General features: G+C 67.0%; 13 protein-coding genes, 2 tRNA genes and 3 rRNA genes. 8 read left to right on the top strand and 10 right to left on the bottom strand.

What is annotated here, in order from left to right:
* Positions 1-30 precede the first annotated feature (30 nt).
* From Hbl1158_RS00905 to Hbl1158_RS00880, 6 genes are all read right to left on the bottom strand, one after another.
* Positions 31-106 (bottom strand) — tRNA-Cys (locus Hbl1158_RS00905).
* A 213-nt stretch (positions 107-319) separates the two neighbouring features.
* A 5S ribosomal RNA gene (rrf, locus tag Hbl1158_RS00900) occupies positions 320-441 on the bottom strand.
* Positions 442-614: 173 nt separating this feature from the next.
* Positions 615-3,535: ribosomal RNA gene (locus Hbl1158_RS00895) — 23S ribosomal RNA — on the bottom strand.
* A gap of 212 nt (positions 3,536-3,747) precedes the next feature.
* Positions 3,748-3,819: transfer RNA gene (locus tag Hbl1158_RS00890), tRNA-Ala, on the bottom strand.
* Positions 3,820-3,927: 108 nt separating this feature from the next.
* A 16S ribosomal RNA gene (locus tag Hbl1158_RS00885) occupies positions 3,928-5,400 on the bottom strand.
* Together the 16S, 23S and 5S rRNA genes with 2 tRNA genes alongside form the textbook arrangement of a ribosomal RNA operon.
* A 583-nt stretch (positions 5,401-5,983) precedes the next feature.
* Positions 5,984-6,292, bottom strand: coding sequence for a non-histone chromosomal MC1 family protein (locus Hbl1158_RS00880; RefSeq protein ID WP_234298206.1), 309 nt, complete (start codon positions 6,290-6,292; stop codon positions 5,984-5,986).
* 262 nt (positions 6,293-6,554) lie between these two features.
* Between Hbl1158_RS00880 and Hbl1158_RS00875 the strand changes: the two genes are divergently transcribed.
* The gene (locus Hbl1158_RS00875) at positions 6,555-6,752 is read left to right on the top strand and encodes a hypothetical protein (RefSeq protein WP_234298205.1); all 198 of its coding nucleotides are present in this window, start codon (positions 6,555-6,557) and stop codon (positions 6,750-6,752) included.
* Positions 6,753-6,811: 59 nt separating this feature from the next.
* Entirely contained in the window at positions 6,812-7,867 is a 1,056-nt protein-coding gene (locus Hbl1158_RS00870; RefSeq protein ID WP_234298204.1) for a quinone-dependent dihydroorotate dehydrogenase, read from the top strand.
* Positions 7,868-7,872: 5 nt separating this feature from the next.
* Here Hbl1158_RS00870 and Hbl1158_RS00865 read toward each other — a convergent pair whose 3' ends face one another.
* Together Hbl1158_RS00865 and Hbl1158_RS00860 are read right to left on the bottom strand one after the other, a co-directional pair.
* On the bottom strand, positions 7,873-8,145 hold the full coding sequence (locus tag Hbl1158_RS00865) for a hypothetical protein (RefSeq protein ID WP_234298203.1): 273 nt from the start codon (positions 8,143-8,145) through the stop codon (positions 7,873-7,875).
* A gap of 57 nt (positions 8,146-8,202) precedes the next feature.
* Positions 8,203-10,866 carry a valine--tRNA ligase gene (locus tag Hbl1158_RS00860; protein WP_234298202.1) on the bottom strand — a complete coding sequence of 888 codons (2,664 nt, stop codon included), beginning with the start codon at positions 10,864-10,866 and terminating at the stop codon, positions 8,203-8,205.
* A gap of 140 nt (positions 10,867-11,006) precedes the next feature.
* Between Hbl1158_RS00860 and Hbl1158_RS00855 the strand changes: the two genes are divergently transcribed.
* Complete coding sequence (locus tag Hbl1158_RS00855) at positions 11,007-11,708, top strand: SDR family NAD(P)-dependent oxidoreductase (protein ID WP_234298201.1); 702 nt, start codon at positions 11,007-11,009, stop codon at positions 11,706-11,708.
* A gap of 486 nt (positions 11,709-12,194) precedes the next feature.
* Complete coding sequence (locus Hbl1158_RS00850) at positions 12,195-14,537, top strand: DEAD/DEAH box helicase (protein WP_234298200.1); 2,343 nt, start codon at positions 12,195-12,197, stop codon at positions 14,535-14,537.
* Here Hbl1158_RS00850 and Hbl1158_RS00845 read toward each other — a convergent pair.
* On the bottom strand, positions 14,480-15,331 hold the full coding sequence (locus Hbl1158_RS00845) for an HAD family phosphatase (protein ID WP_255764112.1): 852 nt from the start codon (positions 15,329-15,331) through the stop codon (positions 14,480-14,482). The two genes, Hbl1158_RS00850 and Hbl1158_RS00845, sit on opposite strands and share 58 nt — an antisense overlap.
* A gap of 149 nt (positions 15,332-15,480) precedes the next feature.
* On the opposite strand from Hbl1158_RS00845, the gene Hbl1158_RS00840 reads away from it, so the two are divergent.
* From Hbl1158_RS00840 to Hbl1158_RS00825, 4 genes are all read left to right on the top strand, one after another.
* On the top strand, positions 15,481-16,260 hold the full coding sequence (locus Hbl1158_RS00840) for a topoisomerase DNA-binding C4 zinc finger domain-containing protein (protein WP_234298199.1): 780 nt from the start codon (positions 15,481-15,483) through the stop codon (positions 16,258-16,260).
* A gap of 243 nt (positions 16,261-16,503) precedes the next feature.
* Positions 16,504-17,595 carry a tRNA-intron lyase gene (gene endA, locus Hbl1158_RS00835; protein WP_234298198.1) on the top strand — a complete coding sequence of 364 codons (1,092 nt, stop codon included), beginning with the start codon at positions 16,504-16,506 and terminating at the stop codon, positions 17,593-17,595.
* Positions 17,592-19,196, top strand: coding sequence for a tryptophan--tRNA ligase (locus tag Hbl1158_RS00830; RefSeq protein WP_234298197.1), 1,605 nt, complete (start codon positions 17,592-17,594; stop codon positions 19,194-19,196). The genes endA and Hbl1158_RS00830 overlap by 4 nt, the downstream gene beginning before the upstream one ends.
* A gap of 156 nt (positions 19,197-19,352) precedes the next feature.
* The gene (locus Hbl1158_RS00825) at positions 19,353-19,499 is read left to right on the top strand and encodes a hypothetical protein (protein WP_234298196.1); all 147 of its coding nucleotides are present in this window, start codon (positions 19,353-19,355) and stop codon (positions 19,497-19,499) included.
* Between the two features lie 39 nt (positions 19,500-19,538).
* Here Hbl1158_RS00825 and Hbl1158_RS00820 read toward each other — a convergent pair whose 3' ends face one another.
* On the bottom strand, positions 19,539-20,522 hold the full coding sequence (locus tag Hbl1158_RS00820; RefSeq protein WP_234298195.1) for an ornithine cyclodeaminase family protein: 984 nt from the start codon (positions 20,520-20,522) through the stop codon (positions 19,539-19,541).
* Positions 20,523-20,537: the final 15 nt, after the last annotated feature.

Here is a 20,537-nt window from a genome sequence, read left to right as displayed (position 1 = left end):
CGCGTGTCCGCGTTCGAAGAGAAGGTACGAAGCCAAGGGCCGGATTTGAACCGGCGTGGTTCTCCTCTGCAGGGAGATGCGTATGGCCAGACTCTGCCACCTTGGCGCGTGTAAATCGAGTCGTGTGGGGCGTTTAAGCCTAGCGGATCCGCCCCCCGCGGTCGTGGGTTCGCGTGCGGGAGATCGCGCGGGCGGTGAACGCCGTCGCTCGTGAGGGGTGTGCGCTGTCGCTGGTGGAACGGTCGGTGTATATGAAAAATGCCCACGGGCGTGGCGACCGGTGGGCGTGGATGACTCTGGTTCGTGTGTGTGTATGAGTGGTGGGCGGCGAACCGGTGTTTCCAGAGGCTCGCGCACTCCAGGACTTGCCGGAACGCTGGCGGGCTTAACGGCCGTGTTCGGAATGGGTACGGGTGTTTCCCCGCCGCTGTGGCCGCCCGAATTCCGACCATCGGGAATGATCCGATGTACGCCGTCGTCGGTGGTGAATCGAACCCGGGGGTGATCCCGGGTTCGGATTCGGGTGTGGACTTGTGGGGTCCGGTATGTGTGTGGTAACCGTGGTGTACGTGCAATCCAGCTAACGCCTGGACCCGTTCGTGGGTCCCAGTGCATATGAGTGTGGCTTGACCTGTTAGTGCTCGCGGACTGAACGCCTCGTTGCCTTGGCGCGTACATCCCGAGTCTATTGAACTCGTCTTGGACGAGTGGTCTCGGTGGTACTTCTTTTCCAGGTGGGTTTCGAGCTTAGATGCGTTCAGCTCTTACCCCGTGTTGCGTAGCTTCTCGGCAGCTGCCCTCTCGGACAACCGATACACCAGTGGCAACCAGTCGTAGTTCCTCTCGTACTATACGACCGTTCCCGTCAAGTACCGTAACACCCCCAATAGATAGCAGCCGACCTGTCTCACGACGGTCTAAACCCAGCTCACGACCTCCTTTAATAGGCGAACAACCTCACCCTTGCCCGCTTCTGCACGGGCAGGATGGAGGGAACCGACATCGAGGTAGCAAGCCACGCGGTCGATATGTGCTCTTGCGCGTGACGACTCTGTTATCCCTAAGGTAGCTTTTCTGTCGTAAATCCGGGCCATTGAGGCCCGTGATCCGTTCGCTAGACCACGCTTTCGCGTCAGCGTCACTCGCTTGGAATGACACTGTCAAACCTCCTTGTGCTCTTGCGCTCTTCCGCGGGTTCCTGTCCCGCGTGAGGAGATTTTGGGGCGCGCTCGATATCTTTTCGAGCGCGTACCGCCCCAGTCAAACTGCCCGGCTACCGGTGTTCTCCTCCCGGAGTGAGAGTCGCAGCCACTGACGGGTAGTATTTCAGTGTTGACTCGGTGGCCCGCTGGCGCGGGTACCTGTGTAGCGTCTCCTACCTATCCTGCACGTCAGCGGCCACGTCTCAGCGACAGCCTGCAGTAAAGCTCTATAGGGTCTTCGCTTCCCCTTGGGGGTCTCCAGACTCCGCACTGGAACGTACAGTTCACCGGGCCCAACGTTGGGACAGTGTGGCTCTCGTTGATCCATTCATGCGAGTCGCTACTGAAGCGACAAGGTACTACGCTACCTTAAGAGGGTCATAGTTACCCCCGCCGTTGACAGGTCCTTCGTCCTCTTGTACGAGGTGTTCAGATACCTGCACTGGGCAGGATTCAGTGACCGTACGAGTCCTTGCGGATTTGCGGTCACCTGTGTTGTTACTAGACAGTCGGAGCCACCGAGTCACTGCGACCTGCCTCGCGAAAGGCAGGCATCCCTTATTGCGAACGTACGGGACTAACTTGCCGAATTCCCTAACGTCGGTTGTTCCCGTTGGTCTTGGCTTGCGCTGCCAGGGTACCTGTGTCGGATCTCGATACGAACACCACGCTCGTCTTTTCACGGGCTCTGGGTAGTGGTGACTTGCGCTGTTTCAGGCTTCTCTCGCTTCGTGCCGTTACGGCTTCCACGGGATTCCCTGATTGGACCGGGCGAGTGCCCGGTTCACCAGTTCCCAAAGCGTCGACTTTCAGTGCGTGGTGGCACTGGAATATTAACCAGTTTCCCGGTTGTCCGGTTCGAATTGCGGCCGGACTTAGGATCGGCTAACCCTCGGCTGATTGGCAGTGCCGAGGAACTCTTACCCTTCAGACCTTCGGGGTTCGCACCCGAATATCGCTGCTACTGTGACCAGGATTGTCGTTACTGTCTGGTCCACGCGAGTTCTCACCCGTGCTTCCGCCCGGACAGTACGCCGACCTACACGGTTCCCTTCTTACAGGGACGGTTAGGTATCAGAGGTGGATTTGAGTCCCGTTCATTTTGGGTGCCTTGAACCTCGGCCGGTAAGCTGTTACGCTTTTCTTAGCGGGTAGCTGCTTCTAAGCTCACCTCCCGGCTGTTTAGGGCTCAAGACGGCCTTCAGAGGATTACACTTAATCCACACTTTGGGTCATTAACCTAACTCTGGGTTGTTCCCCTCACGGTGCCCAAGCTTACCCCGGGACACCGGACTCCCTCCGTCGACAGCGTTCGTACGTTCGGAGTTCGACAGAGAGGCCGACTCCTCTCGGAGGCGGGTCTCTCAATCGGTGGCTCTACCGCACGAACTACCTCGGGAGAGGTCATGCTTCGACATGTTTCGGTCGGAACCAGCTGTTGCCGAGTTCGATGGGCCTTTCACCCCTACTCCAAGATCACGCGAGGGTATTGTAGGACACCAACGCTAACGGACCTCCACGTGCCTTTCGGCACGCTTCATCCTGCCTCGGAGTAGATCACTCGGTTTCGGGTCGTACTGCTTCGACTCCCCGCGCTTGAACACGGCGGCCCTCGTCGTAAGACTGCGGCCATGTCGGTTTCCCTGTGCCTTCCACGATGCTCGTGTTAGACTCGCCGGAGCAGTACACTCCCTGGTTCGTTTTTCAAAACGCACGACGCGACATCGGCTCCCCTCACGTCTTACTGGAGGCTCGCGCCTCGGTCATTCTGTGAGGGGCCTTTTATGCCCCGTCGCTCGATCGCCAGCTGATTTCAGGCCCTGTTGCACCGCCCTTCTCGGGGTGCTTTTCAGCGTTCGCTCACGCTACTTGTTCGCTATCGGTCTCGAGGAGTGTTTAGCTTTCTCAGTCGATGCCTGAGATATTCACGAGGGATATCCAACCCCCGCTACTCTGGGAACTGATCCTCGGAACACGCTCACGATACGGGACTGTCGCCCTGTATCGTGCTCCGTTCCAGGAGACTTCTCGTGAGAGTGTTCCGATTGATATCAGCCCGAACACCACATTGCCCGTGAGGGCTTCGGTTTGAGCTGTGTCGCGTTCACTCGCCGTTAGTAACGACATCTCGGTTTGATTTTTCTTCCTGCTCCTACTGAGATGTTTCAATTCGGAGCGTTCCCCATTGCGCGAAGCAATTGTAGAGGGATTCCCATTCGGAGATCCGTAGTTCTTCGCCTCCATGCGGCTCCCTACGGCTTATCGCAGCTTGGCACGTCCGTCGTCGGCTCTCGAGCCGAGCCATTCACCAGCTGGCACAGTAGCCAGTTGACTGATGGTACACTGTGACCCAGTGAACGGGTCCAGTGGACGTCTGGATTGCACGTACATACGGTCGTCATCGCACGTCACGTGGGTGTCACGCGAGCGTGCTCAACCCTTCCCATTCCCGCTCTCGCGGAATGGTGCATCGGTCTTGCGTCGGGATTCACCGTATCGCCGTCTGCCGTATAAGGCACACGGTTCGCGGTGAACCACGAGTACATGGACCCACTGGGATTCGAACCCAGGGCATCCTCCTTGCAAAGGAGGCACTCTACCACTGAGCTATGGGCCCACCCCCTCTCGGGGGAGCGAGCGAGCCTCGACAGTTCGAAGGTGCCCGATCGGCGTCGGGAACGGACCGCTGAAGGTGAGCCGGGCGCGTCGGCCCGGTCTCGATCTGTGGAGGTGATCCAGCCGCAGATTCCCCTACGGCTACCTTGTTACGACTTAAGCCCCCTTGCGAAGCCCAGATTCGACCTGGCAACCCAGGCCTCATCCGGACCTCACTCGGGTGCTTTGACGGGCGGTGTGTGCAAGGAGCAGGGACGTATTCACCGCGCGCTTGTGACACGCGATTACTACCGAATCCAGCTTCATGTGGGCGAGTTTCAGCCCACAATCCGAACTACGACCAGGTTTCTGAGATTACCGTCGCCTTTCGGCGTTGGAACCCATTGTCCTGACCATTGTAGCCCGCGTGTAGCCCAGCCCATTCGGGGCATACTGACCTACCGTTGCCCGTTCCTTCCTCCGCCTTGGCGGCGGCAGTCTCCCTAATGTACCCAACGACCTCGTGGGTCTTGCTGGCAATTAGGGATGCGGGTCTCGCTCGTTGCCTGACTTAACAGGACGCCTCACGGTACGAGCTGACGGCGGCCATGCACCTCCTCTCTGTTCGTCTGACAAGCTCATCACACTGGTCTTCATTCGAACAGTCGGGGCTGGTGAGATGTCCGGCGTTGAGTCCAATTAAACCGCAGGCTCCTCCGGTTGTAGTGCTCCCCCGCCAATTCCTTTAAGTTTCATCCTTGCGGACGTACTTCCCAGGCGGTTCGCTTCTCGGCTTCCCTACGGCACAACACAGACGCGTAGTCTGCGTCGCACCTAGCGAACATTGTTTACAGCTGGGACTACCCGGGTATCTAATCCGGTTCGAGACCCCAGCTTTCGTCCCTGACCGTCGGAGCAGTTCTCTCAAGATGCTTTCGCCATCGGTGGTCCGTCCAGGATTACGGGATTTCACTCCTACCCCGGACGTACCTCTTGAGTCTCCCTGTCCCAAGCCGTGCAGTTTCCGCCGGACGCCTACCAGTTGAGCTGGTAGATTTCCCGACGGACTTGCCCGGCCGGCTACGGACGCTTTAGGCCCAATAAAATCGGTCATCACTCGAGCTGCCGGTATTACCGCGGCGGCTGGCACCGGTCTTGCCCAGCTCTTATTCGTGCATCGCCTTAGGGTGCACAAAAGCGAAGGCACTATGCCTCCGCACTCGGAGTCCCCCTATCGCACTGTCGTGCAGTGTAAAGGTTTCGCGCCTGCTGCGCCCCGTAGGGCCCGGAATCTTGTCTCAGATTCCGTCTCCGGGTTCTTGCTCTCACAACCCGTACCGATTATTGGCACGGTGGGCCGTTACCCCACCGTCTACCTAATCGGCCGCAGCCTCATCCTACAGCGTCGGAACGTTTCACACTCTCGGCGGTTCCAGCGTGAGAGCGATATCCGGGATTAGCCTCAGTTTCCCGAGGTTATACCGGTCTGTAGGGTAGATTGGCCACGTGTTACGGAGCTATTCGCCACGGGGCTGAACCCGTGCGACTAGCATGGCTAAATCGGACTCCGATAGCAATGACCTCCGGCAGGATCAACCGGAATGTCTCCCTCAAAGAGGGAGGGTTGGCGGGAAGTCACGCGCAATGCGTGACTTCACCATTGCGTGGTCCAAGTTCGGCGACACCGATCGGGTGACACCGAACTGTCGAGGCTCACATCAGATACCGTCTTGCGGCGGACCGCAGGGGCGGAATCCTCATCTTTTGCGGATCTCAACCAACGCCACGAGGGGACTTAACCCCTTCGAAGCGCGGTCGAACGCGGCGAACGGCGACGGAATCGAACCGCCTCAGTTCGCGCCTGTGTCTTCGCGTTCTCTCCGAGGCCATGTTCGCACATAAGGCCGTCGGAACGTCCTCCGACACGCCCCGAAGGGGCGTGCCGTGTCACCCGGGTGACCGGGCGACCTTCGCATCACATCGAATGGCAGGGGTACGTAAAAGGTCGTCGTCTCGAGGACGCCACGTCATGCGGTTTCACGGCGCGGTACGACGAACGGCCCGCCGACGGTAAGCCGGTCGCAGAGGTGCGCTCGAGCCGTCGTGACAGCGGGCGAGCGCGGTCGACGCTGTGCTGTCGCTGGAGGACGAATCGGCTCGGGAAAGAACCGTCGACGCTCGCGAGTTCAGCTCTCGAGATGCTCGATGCCCTGTTTCGAGACGTTCGCCTCGGTGATCTCGTCGGGCATCCAGTCCGGCTTGTTGTCCGGGGCGGTCTCGCGCCACGACCAGCCCTCGTAGATGTGTACCTTGTCGGTACCCTTCTCTCGGAGCCTGAGTTCGATCCGATCGGCCGCGTCCTCCGAACTGGCCGGTTCGAGCCGACGGGCGGCCTTCAGCGCCGCCTGGCGCGGCGTGTTGCCGGAGAAGACGCTCTCCTCGGATCCGTCGCTCTCTCGCAGCGCGAAGTTCCGCTTACCGTCCTCACGTACCATGGTTTTTCGCCTCCGTGTGAAGCGAACACACACTATATGATAAACGTATCGGGGGTTCGACCCGAATCGGTCACAAAGCACTTATATTATGCTGTCGCCGCCACGCGATTTGCCCGGTCGATCGAGGGAATCGCCGCCGATCGAGGCCCGAACTCGCTCGTGCGCGCGTCGGAATCACATCGATGACGCCGTGGGGCGCTGGCGATCGGGGGGAAACAATACTTATGTGTCTCGTCTCTCGACTCACGGGACACCGAACGCGATGGTCCGGAAGAAGACGCTCAGCCCGAGTGGCGCGAAAGACGAGGACGGCGAGTACCACAACGTTCACGTGAACCTCCACGAGGACGAACTCGCCGTCGCCGGGATGGACATCGGCGACGAGGTGTTCGTTCGCGTCCGAGACGGAAAGATCATCATTCAGAAGGCCGACTCAGACGAGGTCGAGCACGACTTCTGACCGGAGGAGACCCCCGCAGTTCAAGGCCGACCCGGGCGGACCTCCGCCCGACTATCGACATGAGGGCCTACGACCTGGCGAAGCCCGCGTTGTACGCGCTACCCGCCGAGACCGCCCACGAGGGGATACACCGACTGTTACGCGCGGCACAGGGGACGCCGGTCGAGTCGCTCCTTCGCGACCGGTACGTCGTCGACGACGAGCGACTGGGAACGGACGCGTTCGGCCTCGAGTTCTCGAACCCGATCGGCGTCGCCGCCGGCTTCGACAAGAACGCCCGGGTGCCGCGCGCGCTCGCCGCCCTCGGATTCGGGCACGTCGAGGTCGGCGGCGTCACGGCCGAGGGCCAGCCCGGAAACCCCCGTCCGCGGATGTTCCGCCTGCGCGAGGACGAGGCGCTGATCAACCGCATGGGATTCAACAACGAAGGAGCCGACCGGGTCGGCGACCGACTCGACCGCGAGCCCGCGCCGGAGGTCCCGCTCGGCGTCAACGTCGGGAAGTCGAAGACCACGCCCCTCGAGGACGCCGCGAACGACTACCTGTACACTTTCGAGCGCGTGGGCGCGCACGCGGACTACGTCGCGGTCAACGTCTCCTCGCCGAACACGCCCGGGCTGCGCTCGCTCCAGAATCGCGAGTCGCTGGAGCGGATCCTCGGCACCCTCGCGGACGCCGGCGCTGATCCCCTGCTCGTGAAGTTCTCCCCGGACCTCCCAGAGCCGGCGATCGAAGAGGCGCTGGCAGTCGTCGACGACCTCGACCTCGACGGCGTCATCGCGACGAACACGACCACGGAGCGTCCGGAGACGCTCGAAAGCCCCCAGCAGGCGGAACGGGGCGGCCTGTCGGGGAAACCGATCGAGGAGCGCGCCACGGGCATGGTCCGGTTCATCGCCGAGCGGACGGACGTGCCGGTGGTCGGCGTCGGCGGCGTCTCCGACGCCGCGGGCGCGTACGCGAAGATCCGAGCGGGGGCGAGCCTCGTCCAACTGTACACCGGCCTCGTGTACGAGGGGCCGAGCCTCGCGCGCGACATCAACGAGGGCCTGCTGGACCTGCTCGAACGGGACGGCTTCGACTCCGTCGGCGACGCGGTCGGCGCGGACCTGTAGGTCGGTCACGCGCCGAACAGTACCGCGCCGGTGAGCACGGCCGAGAGGACGCCGGAGGCGACGCCGACGGCGACGAACAGCGGGCGGGTCGCGAGGCCGTTCAGGTCGTTCCCCTGCAGGAGCGCTCGCGTGAACACGCCCGCGACTAACAGCCCGCCCAGCACCGAGAACAGCGGATTCGCGGGGGAGTCGCCGGCGGCGTACATGGCGACGCCGAGGAGCAACTGGGAGACGCCGGCGACGACGAATCCGCCGAGCGAGAGGGCGCGTCTGTGCACGCGTGTGGAAGCGCCGGCGACGAAAAGAGGGTTTGGGTCGGTCGGTGAACGCGTCGGCTACTCGCCGTCGTGGACGATGACGACCGCGTCCTCCGGCTGGAGCAGTTCGCCCTCACCGGAGTAGCGGCGCTCGCGCTCGACCTCGAACAGGTCCGCGCCGAGCGTCTCGCCGGCGACGCGGAGTTCGCCGTCGGCGATCTCGTAGTCCTCGCTCGCGATCGCGGCCTCGATGTCGCCGACCCGCTCGCCGTACTGCGGGCCGACCTGCGCGTAGTCGAGGTCGATCCCCGTGACTACCGACTCGATCTCGGGCTCGTCCGCGAGCACCGCGAGGTCGCCGACGTTCATCACGCCGCGGATGTCGTCGGCGAACGCCGCGAGGTCGCCCGCGCCGTACACCTCGACGCGGTCGACCTCGGCGTTGAGGGGAAGCCCGCGCTCGCTCTTGTAGCGCCGGAGCGCGCCGACGACCGACATCGCGGCGACGCCCGCCTCGTGGTCGGCCTCGACGCCCAGCGGCTCGGGCCACTCGCGCAGGTGGATCGAGTCGAAGTCCTCTCCCGCGCGCTCCTCGGCGTACATGTCCTGCCACAGCTCCTCGGTGACGTGGGCGAGCATCGGCGCGAACAGCGTCAGGAAACGCTCGTGGGCGACCGACAGCGTGTACCGTGCGGCGGGGTCGTCGTCCTCGGCCTCCCGGACGCGCGTCTTGGCGACCTCCAGGTAGTCGTCACAGAACGTGTGCCAGAAGAACCCCCTGAGGTCGTCGCGGGCCTTCGAGAACTCGCGGTTCTCGAGCTGTTCGGTGAGCGTCTCGGTGAGGTCGTCCAGCTCCGCGAGCAGCCAGCGGTCGAGTTCCCGCAGGTCCTCGTGGGCGAGGGCGGGGCGGTCCTCGCGCGCGTCGCCGACTAAGGACTCGACGAGCTTCGAGGCGTTCCACAGCTTCTGGAGCAGCTTCTCGCCGGCGCGCAGCCCCTTCTCGTTGTACGGGAGGTCGTCGCCGACGGCCGAGCCGGCGGCCCAGAAGCGCGCGGCGTCGACGGGGTACTCCGCGAGCACCTCCTTGGGGAGGACGACGTTCCCCTTCGACTTCGACATCGCCTCGCGGTTCTCGTCGAGGACCATCCCGTTGATGAGCGTCTCGTGGAACGGGACCTCGCCGGTGTGCTCGTAGCACTTGACGACTGTGTGGAACAGCCAGAAGCTGATGATGTCGTGGCCCTGCGGGCGCATGTCGAAGCGGTACAGCTCCGGGTGCTCCATCGTGAACTCTCCGGCCTCGTCGTCCCAGTCCCAGCCGGCGTTGATCAGCGGCGTCAGGCTGGAGGTGGCCCACGTGTCGAGCACGTCGTCCTCGGGAACGAACTCGTCGTGCCCGCACGCGGGACAGGCGTCGACGGGCGGGTCGTCCGAGAGGGGGTCGACCGGGAGGTCGGCCTTGTCGGCGATGACCTCCTCGTCGCAGTCGGCGCAGTACCACACCGGGAACGGAATCCCCGATGAACGCTGGCGGGAGATGAGCCAGTCCCACTGCAGCCCCTCGATCCAGTGTTCGTACCGGGTGAACATCTTCTCGGGAAACCACTCCATCTCCCGGCCGGCCTCGAGGTACTCGTCGGCCCTGTCGAGCATCTCGATGTACCACTGTTCGGTGACGAGGAACTCGACGCTCGTGCCGCAGCGCTCGTGGACGTTGACGGTGTGCGTGATGGCGCGCCGGTCCAGGAGCGCCCCCGCGTCGTCGAGGTCTTCGACGATGGCCTCCCCGGCCTCCTCCGAGTGCATCCCCTCGTACTCGCCGGCGACCTCGGTCATGTGACCGGACTCGTCGATGGCGACGCGCAGATCCAGGTCGTGGATCTGGTACCACTCGATGTCGTTCTGGTCGCCGAACGTACAGCACATGACGATCCCCGACCCGGTCTCCATGTCGACGCCATCGTCGGCGAGGATCGGGACCTCGTGGCCGAACAGCGGGATCTCCGCCGACTCGCCGACGAGGTGCTGGTTCTCGTCGTCGTCGGGGTGGACGAAGACGGCGACGCACGCGGGCAGGAGTTCGGGGCGCGTCGTCGAGATGGTGAACGTCTCGTCGTCGTCGCTGCTCCCGACCGGGAACTCGATGTCGTGGAAGTGGCTGTCCTGCTCGTCGTCCTCGGTCTCGACCTGCGAGATCGCCGTCTCGCACTCGGGACACCAGATGGCCGGGGCCTTCTCGCGGTACTCGCGGCCCTGCTCGTACAGGTCGACGAAGGAGAGCTGGGAGATCCGCTGGACGCGCGGCTCGATCGTCTGGTACGTGTGGTTCCAGTCGACCGAGACGCCCAGCCCCTGGATGTTCTCGGTGAACTGCTCCTCGTAGTTGGCACACACCTCGCGGCACTTTCGCTGGAACTCCCGGCGCTCGAAGTCCTGATGGCGGATGTCGAGTTCGTCCTCGGTGAGCCGCTCGGAGGCGATGCCGTTGTCGTCGTAGCCGAACGGGAAGAACGTCGTCTCCCCGTTCATGCGCTCGAAACGGGCGACGAAGTCCTGCAGGGTGAAGCCGTACAGGTGGCCCATGTGGAGGTCGCCGGATACCGTCGGCGGCGGGGAGTCGATGGAGAAGACGGTGTTCGGGTCGGTCGCGGCCTCCTCGTCGTACGCGTACGTCTCCTGGTCGACCCAGCGCCGCTGCCACTCGGGCTCTGTGGTCTCCGGGTCGTAGTCCCCACTGGGCATTTCACCCGTACTTCCCCCGAACGACTGTTAAGCGCCTCGGTTGTGAGAGGGGCGGTCACACGGCGGGAGCGCCGTCGCCTCCGCCGGGTGCCGGCGTCCTCGCGCCAACGGTTATGCGTCGCGCGTCCGATCCACCGCGCATGACGACAGCGGTGATCGCGGGCGTCGGACCCGGACTGGGCGAGTCGATCGCGCGGCGGTTCGCCGCCGAGGGCTGTGACCTGGGGCTGCTCGCGCGAAGCGAGGGGTACATCGAGGAGTTGGCGGCCGACCTCCCGACCGAGGCGGTCGCGGCCCCGACGAACCTGGCCGACCCGGAGGACATCTCGACGGCGTTCGACCGCGTTCGGGCGGCGTTGGGCCCCGTAGACGTGCTCGTGAACCACGCCAGCGCCGCCGGGTGGACCGGCCTCACGGACACCGACCTCGACGCGTTCGACCGGGCGTACAAGGTGGGTCCGCGCGCGGACTTCCTCTGCTCGCAGGAGGCGGTCAGGGACATGCGCGCCGGCGCGGGCGGCGACGACACGGCGGGGACGATCATCTTCACGGGCGCGACCACGTCCGTGCGCGGGCGCGAGGGCGCGGTCGGCTTCTCGATGGGGAAGTTCGGCTCCCGCGGCCTCGCGGAGTCGATGGCGCGGGAGCTCGGCCCGGAGGGGATCCACGTCGCCCACGTCGTGATCGACGGCGGGATCCGACCGCCTGGAACGGAGCCGGAGGCCCCCGAGGAGTACCTCGATCCGGACGCGATCGCCGACAGCTACTGGCACCTCGTCCAGCAGGACCGCAGCGCGTGGACGCTCGAACTGGACCTGCGGCCGCACGTCGAGGACTTCTAACGAACCTCTTTTCTGACGGGGGGTTTCCTCGGTCGCTCGCTTCGCTCGCTCCCTGCGGGAACCCCCCGTTGAAAACCCGTTCATGCCAAAAGCAGCCGCTCGCTCGGCCTTCGGCCTCGCTCGCGGTACAACTGCTAGTGACACCGCAGGGGCGCGCGCCGACGGGCCTCTGTTCCCGTCGGACGCGCGCGAGTGAGTCGGCCGGGTAGGGTGTGGTAGTGCGATCGTGGTGGGACTGAAAAGGGCCGCGAGTGCGCGGGGGCTTTCGCGATCCACCGCTCCAACTCGGACACGGAGGATACGTACACGAACCCGACAACCGATGATCGACGCAGAGGGAAAGGTTCATCCGCCGAAGCGCCCCGACCTACTCGTAGTTGCCGGCGCGGTCCGCCGACGCGATCCGACTCGATCCGATCCACCAGTCCCGACCGATCGCGGACCGCGCCACCCCCAGAGTCAACCGCCCATGACGACACTCAACGAATGAAAGTCGCAGACGCCGTCCCGGAGTTCGCCGACGCGTTCGGGTTCGAGGAGTTCAACCGGATGCAGCGGGAGGCGCTGCCGGCCATCCTCGAGCGCGACGACAACGTCGTCGCGGCCGCGCCCACGGCCTCCGGCAAGACCGCGCTCGCGGAACTCGCGATCTGTGAGACGCTTAAGGACGACGGCACAGCCCTCTTCATCGCCCCCCTGCGCGCCCTGACGAACGAGAAGGAGGCCGAGTGGGACCGCTTCGAGGAACTCGGCTACTCCGTGTACGTCGTCACCGGCGAGCGCGACCTCAACCCCCGTCGCGCCGAGCGCGCTGACATCCTCGTGATGACGCCCGAGAAGACCGACTCGGCCACGCGGAAACACGAGTCCGCGCGCTACGACTTCATCAACGACGTCGACTGCTGCGTCATCGACGAGGTTCACCTGCTCGACTCCGACAAGCGCGGCGCGGTGCTGGAGGTCACCGTCTCCCGCCTGCGCCGCCTCTGTGACCCCCGGGTCGTCGCGCTGTCGGCGACGATGCCCAACGTCGACGACGTGGCCGAGTGGCTCGACGCCCCGCCGGAGACCACCTTCCAGTTCGGCGACGAGTACCGCCCCGTCGACCTGGAGACGGGCGTGAAGACGTACACCCACGGCGACAACTCCTTCGCCGACAAGTACCGCCGCCTCTATCGCGCCTTGGACCTCGCGGAGCCGCACATCCGCGAGGAGGGGCAGGCGCTCGTGTTCGTCTCCTCGCGCCAGGACACCGTGATGGCGGCGAAGAAGGCCCGCGACGAGGTGGGCGAGCGCGACCTGGAGATGGGCGCGCGCGGCGACTACGACTTCCACACCGCCGCGAAGGAACTCGACAACGACACGCTGCGCCACTCCGTCGTCGACGGCGTCGCCTTCCACCACGCCGGACTCTCGAAGAACGACAAAGACAGGGTGGAGAAGTGGTTCAAAGAGGGAAAGATCCAGCTCCTCTTTTCGACCTCGACGCTCGCGTGGGGGGTGAACCTCCCCGCCCGGTGCGTCGTCATCCGAGACACGAAGTACCACGATCCGCTGGAGGGCGAAGTCGACATCAGCCCGCTGGACGTGCTCCAGATGCTCGGCCGGGCGGGGCGACCCGGCTACGACGACGTGGGGTACGGCTGGGTCGTCTGCGACCGGTCGGACGCGGACAAGTACCGGAGCCTCCTCCGGGAGGGCAAGGAGATCGAATCGCGACTCGCGGAGGACCTCGACTCCCACCTGAACGCCGAGATCGCGCTCGGCACGATCTCGGGACTCGACGACGTGATGGACTGGCTGGAGACCACCTTCTACTACGTCCGTGCCGGCACCGAACCGGAGGCGTACGACTTCGAGGGCGTCCGCGACCGCGTGCGCGACACGCTGAACTCACTCGTCGACCGCGGGTTCGTCGAGACCGACGAGCGACTCGGGATCGAGGCCACCACGTTGGGGCGACTCGCCTCGAAGTACTATCTCCGCATGGAGACGGCCGAGCGCTTCGCCGGCCTCGCCGACCGGGAGACGGTCGACGAGAGCGCCGTCCTCCGCGCCGTCGCCTCGGCCGCCGAGTTCGACTCCGCCTCCGCGCGCTCATCGGAGGCCGACGCCGTCGACCGCGTGCTCTCGGACGTGGAGACCGACCTGGAGGGCGGCAACCGAAAGGTGCTCGCGATCCTCCACGCCGCCGTCCGCGGGTCGATGCCCTCCGACCTGCGCTCGGACGCGTGGATCATCCGGCAGAACGCGCTGCGGCTGCTCGCGGCGCTGCGGGAGTTCGCCGACGCCGTCGCCGGTCCGCGGGCGGCGAACCTGGTCCGCCGGGTCGAGGCCCGCGTCGAGCACGGCGTCAAGCGCGAGGCCGTCGGCCTCACCGCCATCGAGGGCGTCGGCGAGGGGCGCGCGGAGTCGCTGTCTGCGGGCGGGCTCACCACCCCCGCGGACGTGATCGCGGCGGGCGCGGAGCGACTCGCGCGCGCGGGCCTGTCCGAGGGGGTCGCCGAGCGCGTGATCCGGCAGGCGGAGGACCTCCCGAACGCCGTCGTCGAGTGGGGCGCGTTCCCGGACGCGATCGGCGTCGGCGAAAACGAGATGCTGGAGGTGACCGTCCGCAACGTCGGCGGGAGCGCCCGCGCCGGGGTCCGCGTCACCGCCAACGGAGTCGAGATGACCCAGAAAACGCTGTATCTCTCGGACGAGACGACCGTCCCGGTCGGCGTGTTCGGCGCTCCCGACGAGGAGGAGATGCGCTACGAGGTGGAGGTGGTCTATCCGGAACTGCCGCTGTTGCCCGAGACGGACTCGCGGATCGTCCGCATCGAGTGACGAACCGCGGCGAACACGGCCGCCGGGTCGTCGCGGTCGACCACCTCGTCGGCCGCCGAGAGGTCGGTGTCCGCGTTGTGGTCGTCGCGGACGGCGATCGTGTACGCGCCCGACCGGGCGGCCGCGGCCACCCCGTTCTCGGAGTCCTCGACGGCGACCGCGCGGTCCGGCACCCCGCCCAGGTCGCGGATCGCCGCCTCGTACAGCCCCGGTTCAGGCTTGCCGGGCCCGTCGAACTCCTCGGCCGGGCAGATCCCGTCGAACGCGAGGTCGAACCGATCGACCACCGTCTCGATCCAGTCGCGCGGCGACGAGGAGACGAGCGCGACCGGAACGCCGCGCTCCCGGAGGTCGGCGACGAAGTCGCCGGCCCCCGCCAGGAGGGCCACTCGGTCGCCGTAGATCGACTCGGCCGCCTCGTCGTACAGTCGCATGAACGCCGCCTTGTCGACGGTCGGCTCGTAGCGCTCCGCGAGGTAGTCGTAGATCTCGCCGTAGTACATCCCCGTGATCTCGTCGAGGTCGGGCACGGGGGTGCCGTCCGCGAGCACGCGCGGCAGGATCTCCTCGCGTTCGGCGGCGTGCCAGTAGTCCTCGGAGTCGACGAGGACGCCGTCCATATCGAGGCAGACGACGACCGGCGGGCCGTCGGTCGCGACCGCCTGTTCGGTCCCGGGCGCGGAGTCCGAGCTATCGACCCGCGCCGAGTCGGTCGTGTCCGCCGCGTCGGTGGCGTCGGGGGAGTCGGTGCCGCTCCGGGCGTCGCCCGCGTCGCCGCCGGATGAGTCGCTCACACCGAACGGTTCCCGCCCGGCGGCATGGGCGTTCCGGCCCGCGAGTGGGGTCGCCCCGACGGAGGTCTGACGGCACCGGTCGGCGATCGGGACCGCGGATCGTCGATCGCCTGCGAGGGTCCAAGTAGGGAGACGGGACCACCGCCCCCATGTCGCAGACCACGACGATCCTCGCGGGCGACTGCACGACCCGGTTCGAGACGGCGACGACCAGCGACGAGCGCATCCATCGCGGGCGGGTCGTCGTCCTCGCCAAGCCCGACCGCACGGTCCTCGTCCACGACCGCGCCGGCTACCAGCCCGTCGCGTGGCTCACCAGACCCGACTCGCTCACCGTCGAGGCCGACGACGACGGCTTCGCGGTCACCGCCCGCGACGGCGACCAACGGCTCTCAGTGCGCTCACACGACGCCGGCGAGGTCGTCGAGCGACCGATATCCGCCGCCGGCGTCCCGGTCGGCGAGTGCCCCGACCCCGACTGCCGGGCGGCGCTGGTGCGGGCCGGCGGCGACGTGGTCTGTCTGGGCTGTGGCGACGCGTACGGCCTCCCGCCGGGCGCGACGGTCCACGACGACGACACCTGCGACGACTGCGGGCTTCCGACGATGACCGTCGCGCGCGGTGAGAAGCTCCGGCTGTGCGTCGACTACGCGTGTGAGTCGCTGACCGAGGCGGTTCGAGGGGTGCTCGACCGGCGGTTCGACTGCCCCGACTGCGGGCGCGACCTGCGCGTCCGGGAGCACCGCGGCCGGGCGTTCCTCGGGTGCGACGGCTATCCGGACTGCGAGACGGCCTTCTCCGTGCCGTCGGGCACGTTCGCCGGCGAGTGCGCCTGCGGCCTGCCGCGCTTCGAGACGGCGACGGGCGTGCGCTGTCTCGACGGTACCTGCGAGCGCGACCGACCCGCCGAGCCGAACGTCGGCCCCTGATCCCGGCGCGGTGGCGGCGCAGTCGCCCCCGACGACGCAGTCGCCCCCGACGACGCAGTCGCCCCCGACGACGCAGTCGCCCCCGACGACGCAGTCGCCCCCGACGACGCAGTCGCCCCCGACGACGCTCGGTCCGTCCGCCGACCGGTGGGGCTGAGTCGACGCCCGACCAGATCGCGGCGTGACACGTCGTGTCGAGCGACCACAGCCACTATACCCGAACCACTCGCCCGTTCACACACGATGAATGCGACACTCGACGGCGACGTCGTCCGCGCCGGGGGCGACGCCCGCCAGCGCTTCCACGACGCCCGGGGGTACGGACGGGCCGACGGCCCGGAGGTGACCCTCGCGCGCGTGGAGGCGGCCCACCTGCTGTATCGCGGCGACATCGAGACGGTGTCGGGGATGGACTTTCGAGCGTTCTTCGGCGACAGCGTCGCCGCCGGCGACCGCTTCGCCGCCCGGTTTCTCGTCTACGCCGACCTGCGCGAGCGGGGGTTCTATCTCGTCCCCGCACGCGAGGGATGGCCGGGGACCGGGGGCGGCTCCCGAGCGGGGAGCGACGACGACGGGAGCGCCGGCGACCGCGACGCCGAGGAGCGCGACGGCGACGCGGACATCCTCGTGTTCGAGCGCGGCGAGAAGCCCGGCGGGCCGGTCGCCCACCGGGTGCGCGTCGCCGGCGAGCGCGAGGAGCTGCCCGCGGGCGACCTCCGCGGGACGACGCTCGCGGTCGTCGACGAGGAGAGCGAGGTGTCGTACTTCGCGTGTTCGGCCGGCGGCGGCTTCGCGGGCGCGAGCGAGTACGACCTCCCGACCGGGCTGGAGGCCGACCTGTTCGACGACCGCGTCGTCTGCTGGTCGCCCCCGAAGCGACTGTACGCCTCCGCGTTCTACGGTCAGCCCGTCTCCGGACGCGACGACGCCGACGTGGACGCGCTTCAGCTGTCGCTGGTCGAGGCCGCGGACCTCGCCGCCCGCGGCGCGGTCGACCTCGGCGCAGACGCGGTGATCGAACGCGGTCGGAGCGTCGAGGGCAACCGGTTCGACCGCCGGCTGTCCGTCTACCGGGCGCTTCGCGATCGCGGGGTCGTCCCGAAGACCGGCTACAAGTTCGGGGCGGACTTCCGCACCTACGACGCAGTCGACTCCGTCGAGGACCTTCCCCACTCGGAGGCGCTGGTTCGCGTGGTGCCGTCGGACCACCGCTTTCATCCGCGCGAGCTCGCGCTCGACGTGCGGCTGGCCGGCGGCGTGCGGAAGCGAATGGTTTTTGCGCTCGCCGGCGACGACTCGAACAGCTACCTGACGGTCGAGCGACTCACCCCATGAGCGACGACGACACCGGCCCCGGACGGGGTCACGACGGAGCCGACACCGAGGCGGAGCGCGCGCGAACAGACGGCGCTGGCGTCGCGCTCGACCCGTGGGGCTCGGCGACCGTCGACGACTACCGCGGGCTGTTCGAGGAGTTCGGGATCGAGGCCTTCGAGGAGATCATCGACGAGGTGCCCGCGCCGCACTACCTGATGCGACGGGGGGTCATCTTCGGTCACCGCGGCTACGACGCCGTCGCCCGAGCGCTCGCGAACGACGAGCCCGCGGCGGCGCTCTCGGGGTTCATGCCCACCGGCGACCCCCACATCGGCCACAAGCTCGTGTTCGACGAGCTGATCTACCACCAGGAGCAGGGTGCAGACACCTACGGCCTCATCGCGGATCTGGAGGCGCACTCCGCCCGCGGGATGACCTGGGCGGAGATCGACGAGCACGCCCGCGACTACCTGCTGTCGCTGCTCGCGCTCGGGTTCGACGCCGAGGAGGGGACGCTGTACCGACAGTCCACCAACCGCCGGCTGCAGGACCTCGCCTTCGAGCTGGGGTCGAACGCCCGGTTCGCGGAGTTCGAGTCGATCTACGGCTTCGGCGGGGAGACCTCCGTCTCGCACATGCAGTCGGTCGTCACCCAGATGGCCGACATCCTCTACCCACAACTGGACGAGCCGAAGCCGACGGTCATCCCGGTCGGCCCCGACCAGGACCCGCACGTCCGCTTCTCGCGGGACATCGCGCGCAAGTCCCGGTACTTCAGGGTGACCGAGGCGTTCGCCAGCCCCGAGTTCGACGCCCCCGAGCGAACCCTGGTCCGGGAGGCGTACGACGAGCGCGAGGCGTGGGCCGACGACCCGGAGACGCCGCGGTGTGAGAACGCAGCCGAGTACCTGCGCGGGGCCGAGGTCGACGCGGAGTTCGAGGCGGCCCGCGCGAGCGCCGTCGAAAAGCTGGAGAACGCCGGGATGGAGCCGCTTCGCCCCCGGACGCGCTTCCTCGACCGCAACGCGAGCGCGGCGGCGTTCGAGGCGCTCATCGAGGCGGTGCCCGGCGAGAAACGCGTGTTCGACGCGCACGTCGACTCCTTCGAACTGGACCGCGAGGCCGCCGAGGAACTCGCGCGCGAGGTGGAAGTCGACAACGGCGGCTTCGGCTTCTACACGCCCTCGTCCATCTACCACCGCTTCATGACCGGCCTGACGGGCGGGAAGATGTCCTCATCCATCGAGGCGAGTCACATCTCGCTGCTCGACGACCCGGAGGAGGGGTACGACAAGGTGAAATCCGCGACGACCGGCGGCCGCGAGACGGCCGAGAAGCAGCGCGAACTCGGCGGGAAGGCCGACGAGTGTCCGGTGTACGAACTGTACGCGTACCTGCTCGCGGGCGACGACGACGGGCTCGCCGAAGAGGTGTACGAGGAGTGCGTGAACGGCGAGCGCCTCTGCGGCGGCTGCAAGGAGCAGGCGGCGACGCTGATGGAGGAGTTCCTCGCCGACCACCAGGAGAAGCGCGCGGAGGCCGAGGAGCTGCTCGACGACCTCGACATCGACCTCGACGTGGACGGGTCGCGGCGGGGGATCCCCGGCGACGAGGAGTAGCGGGACTCGAGGGAGTGCCCGGACGGACCGAGCGAGCGCCCCGGCACACCGGCGGCGGGGGCCTGTGTCGCTCCGCCCGGGAGCCGCCGGGAGGATCGATTCGAAGGAGTTCGGGACCGAAAAAGGTATTACCGCCACGCAAGAGTTGCAGATCAAATGGAATACGCGTTCGAGTGCTCCTGCGGGGCGGAGGTTGCGGACTTCACGCGCGGGGACGACGTGGAGGTCAACACCGTCGCCGTCTGCGAGGAGTGCGGGTCCACCTACGGGCTCACCATCACGACCCTGCAGGGCGAGAACTGAGGCTACCGCCCGCGCGTCTCTCACGTCTGCGGTACGGTTTCAGAAGTCGATCTCCGCTCCGTCTCCGTCGCTCGCGACCTCCCACAGGTGCGTCGCCGTCGCCGCGTCCAACACCGCCGAGCCGACGCTCTCGACGACGATCACCTCGTCCGCGGCCCCCCTACCCGCCTCCCCCTCGAACACCGCCGACAGGGGGACCAGCCGAGCCGGGTCGACGTCGTTGTCGGCCACGTCGCCGATGCCCGCGACCTCCTCGGGAACGTCGGCGAAGACGCGGTCGGCGCGCGCGAACGTCGCGGCGTCGAGCTCGCACATTCCCGCCTCGTAGGCCCCGACGGCGACGACGAGCGCGCCGGGCGAAAGCGCCTCACCCGGAAACACCGGAGTCTCGCTCGTCGTCGCGGTGACCACCACGTCCGCGTCGCGCACGGCCGCCTCCGGGGAGTCGACCGCCGCGGCGTCGATCCCCGCCGCGCGGAGGTCCGCCGCGCAGCCGTCGCGGGAGGCGGGCGTCGGCGAGTGGATCCGGGCGCGGGCGACGCCGCGGGCGGCGTGGATCGCGCGGGTCTGCCAGCGGGCCTGTGCACCCGCGCCCAGCACCGCGAGATCGACGGGGTCGTCGCCGGAGGCCAGTTCTCGGACGGCAAGCCCCCCGATGCAGCCGGTCCGGGCGTTGGTGATTCGCTCGCCGGCAAACAGCGCCAGCGGCGCGCCGTTCCCGGCGTCTGTGAGCATCACCTGCGCCTGCACGGTCGGCCGGTCGACGGCGGAGTCGGCGTTTCCGGGGTGGACCGACGCGAGCTTCGTCGCGTAGGCGGGATCGCCGTGGAGGTACGCCGGCATCGCGAGGGCCGTACCCGCGGGCTCGCTCCGGCCGTCGAGGCCCTCGCCGACCGGGAAGTGCGGACGCTCGGGGCGCTCCACCTCGCCGCGGCCCTGCTTCAGGAACGCCTCCTCGATCACCGGGAGGAGCGGATCGAGCGACAGCAGCGAGGCGACCGCGTTGTCGTCGAAAACGTGCATGGAGGGTGGTCGACG

The organism is Halobaculum sp. CBA1158 (assembly GCF_021431925.1).
Lineage (GTDB): Archaea > Halobacteriota > Halobacteria > Halobacteriales > Haloferacaceae > Halobaculum.
The sequence above is the reverse complement of the archived record's forward strand: the minus strand, read 5'-3'. Positions and strand labels throughout refer to the sequence as shown.